Source organism: Streptomyces sp. NPDC059455 (assembly GCF_042750115.1).
Taxonomy (GTDB): Bacteria; Actinomycetota; Actinomycetes; order Streptomycetales; family Streptomycetaceae; genus Streptomyces; species Streptomyces endocoffeicus.
Window position 1 is genome coordinate 76,623 of sequence record NZ_JBHYVB010000017.1, and the last position, 5,590, is coordinate 82,212.

5 protein-coding genes are annotated in these 5,590 nt (G+C 71.3%); 4 read left to right on the top strand and 1 reads right to left on the bottom strand.

The features are described from left to right. The first annotated feature begins 145 nt into the window (after positions 1 to 145). Positions 146 to 517 carry a VOC family protein gene (locus tag ACFXB5_RS08840; RefSeq protein ID WP_385204224.1) on the top strand — a complete coding sequence of 124 codons (372 nt, stop codon included), beginning with the start codon at positions 146 to 148 and terminating at the stop codon, positions 515 to 517. A 40-nt stretch (positions 518 to 557) separates the two neighbouring features. Here the strand turns inward: ACFXB5_RS08840 and ACFXB5_RS08845 are convergent, their stop codons facing one another. Next, positions 558 to 1,283 (bottom strand): 3'-5' exonuclease, encoded by a 726-nt coding sequence (locus tag ACFXB5_RS08845; RefSeq protein ID WP_385204227.1) that lies wholly within the window; start codon positions 1,281 to 1,283, stop codon positions 558 to 560. Positions 1,284 to 1,443: 160 nt separating this feature from the next. Between ACFXB5_RS08845 and ACFXB5_RS08850 the strand changes: the two genes are divergently transcribed. The 3 genes from ACFXB5_RS08850 (at position 1,444) to thrS (ending at position 5,464) form a co-directional block, all read left to right on the top strand. Continuing rightward, complete coding sequence (locus ACFXB5_RS08850; RefSeq protein WP_385204229.1) at positions 1,444 to 2,022, top strand: DUF4365 domain-containing protein; 579 nt, start codon at positions 1,444 to 1,446, stop codon at positions 2,020 to 2,022. After that, positions 2,022 to 3,224, top strand: coding sequence for a hypothetical protein (locus tag ACFXB5_RS08855; RefSeq protein ID WP_385204232.1), 1,203 nt, complete (start codon positions 2,022 to 2,024; stop codon positions 3,222 to 3,224). The genes ACFXB5_RS08850 and ACFXB5_RS08855 overlap by 1 nt, the downstream gene beginning before the upstream one ends. Positions 3,225 to 3,484: 260 nt before the next feature. Further along, a complete protein-coding gene (gene thrS, locus ACFXB5_RS08860) occupies positions 3,485 to 5,464 on the top strand; it encodes a threonine--tRNA ligase (RefSeq protein WP_385204235.1) in 1,980 nt (659 codons plus the stop codon). Positions 5,465 to 5,590: the final 126 nt, after the last annotated feature.

Genomic DNA, 5,590 nt, shown 5'->3' on the forward strand with positions numbered 1-5,590 from the left:
GTCCCGTTGTTCCACCCCTTTCTCTCACACCACCCCATGCTGCCGGGCCACACCATGGCGGACAGGACTCATGTTCGTGTGCTTGTACGGCCAGGAGCGGGGTAATCGATAAAACTTCCGTGGGTGACGATGTGGAGGGGAACTCATGGCCGTCGCGACCGCAGCCGTCCTGTCCTTGGACTGTGCCGAACCCGAAGAGCTCGCCGAGTTCTACGCCCGGGTGCTCGGCGCGGAGATCCAGCCGCTGACCACCCCCGACCGGGTCGAGATCGTCGCACCCGGCGGATCGCGGATGGCCTTCCTGCGGGACCACGGCTTCGCCCCGCCGAGCTGGCCACGGCCGGACGACTCCCAGCAGGCCCATCTGGACCTGCTGGTGGAGGACGTGGACGCCGCGGAGCGCCAGGTCGTCGACCTGGGCGCGCGGCCGCTGGACACCAAGAACAACGGTGGCCCGCGCGACGTACGGATCTACTCCGACCCGGCCGGCCACCCCTTCTCGCTCCGCCGGGTCTGACGCCGCACCCGAGTGGTCGAGCGCGCGCCGAGCTCGAACGTCAGGCCGCGGCCGGCAGATCCGGCCGCAGCGGCCAGGCCGGATCGCAGACCTCGTCCGAGCCGTTGAGCGCGAACCACGCCTGCAGCCCCCGGGCCTGCGCCGCGTACCAGACCGTCTGGCGGGCGTGCAGTTCGGCGGGCGTCAGCGTCTCCAGACGGGAGGCGAACCGGCGGCCCACCGCCCGTACGACCTGCAGTGCGGCCGCCGCGTCCGCCGCCGCGTCATGCGCGCCGGTCAGCTCCACGCCGTAGTGCTCACACAGATCGATCAGGGTGCGGCGGCCCTTGCGATAGCGGTCCAGATGCTTGTCCAGCACCCGCGGATCCAGAACGGTCATCGAGCGCAGCGAAAGATAGCCCGCCAGGCTGGAGTTGCGATGCCGCTTCAACTCCCGGTCCAGCAGGGTCAGATCGAACGGCGCGTTCATGATCACCAGCGGGGTGCCCCGCGTGACCTGCTCCGCTATCGCCCGCGCCACCTCGTCCACCACCGGCGCCGGCCATCTGCCGTGACGCTGGAGATGAGCGTCGGTCAGACCGTGTATCTCGGTGGCGGCCGGCGGCACCGGCACGCCCGGACTCACCAGCCAGCGCCGGATCTCCGGCAGACTTCCGGTCCCGCGCTGCACCATCAGGGCCGCCGATACGATCCGGTCATGCTCGACGTCGACACCCGTGGTCTCCGTGTCAAAGGCGGCGAGCGGCCCTTCGAACCAGGACGGCATGGCCTCAACTCCTTGTGCATTTCCCCTCGATGACATCTGATCCCGCCCCGACCAGGTGATACCCGGAGGGAGGACCTCGAACCGCCGCTGTTTGCCGAGGTCCTGACGCGGAGACAACACAGGTGTACGAAGCCGGCGACGACCGGAAGGCGTCACGGACATGACGCTCGCAGCACCCGACCCGGCCCCGACGGCGAGCGGCCTTGCCCTGAGCGGATCACCTCCCGTGCGTGGCCAAATCGCCACCACCGCCTGTATGGAGACCCTTCAGGTGGGCTATCTGCACGCGGTGGCCGCCGCCGCGGGCTGCTCACTGGCCCAGCCCTTTCCCGACCACGGCATCGACTGGCACGTCAGCCACAGCGCCCGCGGCCACGCCGTGGACGACGAGGTCACCATCAAGGTGCAGCTCAAGGCCACGTACCAGATCGCGCCGGACCCTCCGGGGCCGACCTTCGCCTTCACGCTCGACAACGACCACCTGGTCAAGCTGGCCCGCAGCCCGGTCTCCGTGCACAAGATCCTCGTGGTGATGATCGTGCCGCGCGGCCAGGAGGACTGGCTGCGAGCCGGGCATGACCGCCTGTCCCTGCGCCACTGCTGCTACTGGATCAATCTGGCCGGCCACGCGGTCACGGGCCGCCGCCGGACCACCGTGCGGATCCCGACCTCGCGGATCTTCGACGACCGCGCGCTCTGCGAGATCATGACCCGGGTCGGGGCGGGAGGGAGACCGTGATGGACCGACCATGGCCCCAGGACGACCCGGCACCCTTGCCGGTCCCGCGCCCCGACGAGGTGGATCCGGCCGTGCTCGGCGCCCTGCTCGCCCGGCACGGCTGGCGCCGACGCGGCGGCACCCCGGGGGCTTATGCCCGCTGGACCCCGCCGGGCCGGCTCGCGGGCGGCACCAGCCTGCTGGTGCCCGAGAGCCGGGACTTCCCCGACAGCGGCGATCTGCTCGGCGAGGCGCTGATGGCGCTCAGCCGCAGCGCCGCCCCCTCCGCCCGCGAGGTGCTCACCGGCCTCGCGGTGCCCAGCGACGAGATCCGCTGGCGGCGCGAGGTGCCCGAATCCCCCGGCGGCACCTCCGCCTGGACCGCGCAGGAGCGGCTGCGCGCCGCCGCCCGTGACACCCTGCTGGCCGGGGCGCTCGCCGCCCGCGGCCGCGCGGGCTACTACGGCGCCCGGCACCGCCGCGCCGCCGAGGCATCCCTGGAGCGGGTGCTGACCGGGCCCCCGGGCGCCGAGTCCGGCGGCCGTGAGCTGACCGTCTTCGTGCCCGTCGAGGAGGACGGCCGGGCCACCGCCGTCACCCTGCTGCGCGCGCTGTACGCCCTCCGGGACGCCGCCGACTACCACCGGACGACCGGTGGCATGGAGGCGTATGACGCGGCGGTCGCGGCGGGGGCCAGCCGGGAGCTGACCGAGGCGGTGGTCGCGCTGGTCCAGGGCACGGAGGGGGCGCGGGTGGCGCTGGAGTGGTCACCGGCCGCCGGTCCGCCGCCGGGGTTCGCCGCCCGGCCCGATCCGGTGGAGTTCTCGCCCGGCGATCTTCCGGGGTTAAGGGAGGCCGGCGCCCGCTATGTCCGGGATGAGCCGTCCGTTCCCGTGTGCCTCACCGGTGCGGTGGTGCGGCTGCGCCGTACCGGCCCCGGCGGTCCCGGGACGGTGCGGCTGCGGGTGCTCTCCGGGGCGGAGGTCGCGCAGGTGCGGATCACCCTGGACGAGGAGGACTACCGCATCGCCGGCCATGCCCATCTGGTGGGGCTGCCGATCCGGGTGCGGGGGCGGCTGGAGAGCCGCGGCGGCTTCCGGCGGCTCAGCGGGGCCGGCGGCGTCACCCCGGTCCAGGTGGACGAGGCCGAGCGGGACCGGCTGGTCAAGTCGCTCCAGGAGAACCTGGACTTCTTCGAGGAGGCGTGCGGCGGCGGCCCCTGACCGCCGCCTGAACTCGTGATGGCGTCGGACGGGGGTCGCTCCGGGCGGGGGTGGTGTCCGTCCGACGGCCCTCGCGCACGGTGGCGGCGTCCGGCGACCGTGATCCCGGGCGGTGACGGCGTCCGGTTACCGTCACCCCGGGCGGTGACGGCGGCGGTGGCGGCGTCCACAACCGTTTCGCGGTCCCGCCCGTCGGCTCGGTACGATTCACGCTGCGCGGCATTCGCCGCGGGGAGCCATCCATCAGTCAGGAGAGACCGGTGTCAGACGTCCGTGTGATCATCCAACGCGATTCCGAGCGGGAAGAACGCGTGGTGGCCACGGGCACTACGACGGCGGACCTCTTCACCGGCGACCGCTCGATCGTCGCCGTGCGCGTGGGCGGGCAGCTCAAGGACCTGGCGTACCGGCCGGCCGAGGGCGACGAGATCGAGCCGGTGGAGATCACCAGCCAGGACGGTCTGGACATCCTGCGCCACTCCACCGCGCATGTGATGGCCCAGGCGGTGCAGGAGCTGTTCCCGGAGGCGAAGCTGGGCATCGGCCCGCCGATCAAGGACGGCTTCTACTACGACTTCGACGTCGAGACCCCGTTCCACCCGGACGATCTCAAGCGCATCGAGAAGAAGATGCAGGAGATCCAGAAGCGGGGGCAGCGGTTCTCCCGCCGCGCGGTCACCGACGAGGAGGCGCGCGAGGAGCTGTCCGCCGAGCCGTACAAGCTGGAGCTGATCGGGCTCAAGGGATCGGCCGCGGACGCCGCCGAGGGCGCGTCCGCCGAGGTCGGCGCGGGCGAGCTGACCATCTACGACAACCTCGACGCCAAGACCGGCGAGCTGTGCTGGAAGGACCTGTGCCGCGGTCCGCACCTGCCGACCACACGCAACATCCCGGCCTTCAAGCTGATGCGCAGCGCCGCCGCGTACTGGCGGGGCAGCGAGAAGAACCCCCAGCTCCAGCGGATCTACGGCACCGCCTGGCCGACCAAGGACGAGCTGAAGGCGTACCTGGACTTCCTCGCCGAGGCCGAGAAGCGCGACCACCGCAAACTGGGCGCGGAGCTGGACCTGTTCTCCTTCCCCGACGAGCTGGGCTCGGGCCTCGCGGTCTTCCACCCCCGGGGTGGTGTGATCCGCAAGGAGATGGAGCAGTACTCGCGCAAGCGGCACGAGGAGGCGGGGTACGAGTTCGTCAACACCCCGCACATCACCAAGGCCAAGCTCTTCGAGACCTCCGGCCATCTGCCGCACTACATGGACGGCATGTTCCCGCCCATGGAGTTCGAGGGCCAGGACTACTACCTCAAGGCCATGAACTGCCCGATGCACAACCTGGTCTTCCGGGCGCGCGGGCGGTCCTACCGCGAGCTGCCGCTGCGGCTCTTCGAGTTCGGCACGGTCTACCGCTACGAGAAGTCCGGCGTCGTCCACGGCCTGACCCGGGCCCGGGGCTTCACCCAGGACGACTCGCACATCTACTGCACCAAGGAGCAGATGGCCGATGAGCTGGACAATCTGCTCACCTTCGTGCTGGACCTGCTCCGCGACTACGGCCTGAGCGACTTCTATCTGGAGCTGTCCACCCGGGACGACTCCGACAAGTTCATGGGCAGCGACGACCAGTGGGAAGAGGCCACCGAGGAGCTGCGCAAGGCCGCCGAGAAGCAGGGCCTGGAGCTGGTCATGGACCCGGGCGGCGCGGCCTTCTACGGCCCCAAGATCTCGGTCCAGGCCCGGGACGCGATCGGCCGCACCTGGCAGATGTCGACCATCCAGGTCGACTTCAACCAGCCGGCCCGGTTCGAGCTGGAGTACACCGCGGCCGACGGCTCCCGCCAGCAGCCCGTCATGATCCACCGGGCGCTCTTCGGCTCGATCGAGCGCTTCTTCGCGGTGCTGCTGGAGCACTACGCGGGCGCCTTCCCGGTGTGGCTCGCCCCGGTGCAGGCGGTCGGCATCCCGATCGGCGACACCCATGTGCCGTACCTGGAGGAGTTCGCCGCGCAGGCCAAGGCGAAGGGTCTGCGGATGGAGGTGGACTCGTCCTCGGACCGGATGCAGAAGAAGATCAGGAACGCGCAGAAGGCCAAGATCCCGTTCATGGTGATCGCCGGTGACGAGGATGTCGCGAACGGTGCGGTGAGCTTCCGCTACCGCGACGGTTCGCAGAAGAACGGCATCCCGATCGACCAGGCGCTGGCCGAGATCGCCGACGCCGTGGAGCGCCGGATCCAGGTCTGATCCAGCAGCGGTCTCCACGGAGGCCAGGATTCCGAGGGGGGGGGCGGGCGCGGGCCGCCCCCCCGCGCGGGCGGCCGCCCCCCGGGGGGGGGTGGTTGGGCGCCCGCCGGGCGGGGCGGGGGCCCC

What these genes read in the sequence shown, in the direction of transcription:
- ACFXB5_RS08855 (WP_385204232.1), top strand. Translation starts at nt 2,022, where the DNA reads ATGGACCGACCATGGCCCCAGGACGACCCGGCACCCTTGCCGGTCCCG.
- ACFXB5_RS08840 (WP_385204224.1), top strand. Translation starts at nt 146, where the DNA reads ATGGCCGTCGCGACCGCAGCCGTCCTGTCCTTGGACTGTGCCGAACCC.
- ACFXB5_RS08845 (WP_385204227.1), bottom strand. Translation starts at nt 1,283, where the DNA reads ATGCCGTCCTGGTTCGAAGGGCCGCTCGCCGCCTTTGACACGGAGACC.
- ACFXB5_RS08850 (WP_385204229.1), top strand. Translation starts at nt 1,444, where the DNA reads ATGACGCTCGCAGCACCCGACCCGGCCCCGACGGCGAGCGGCCTTGCC.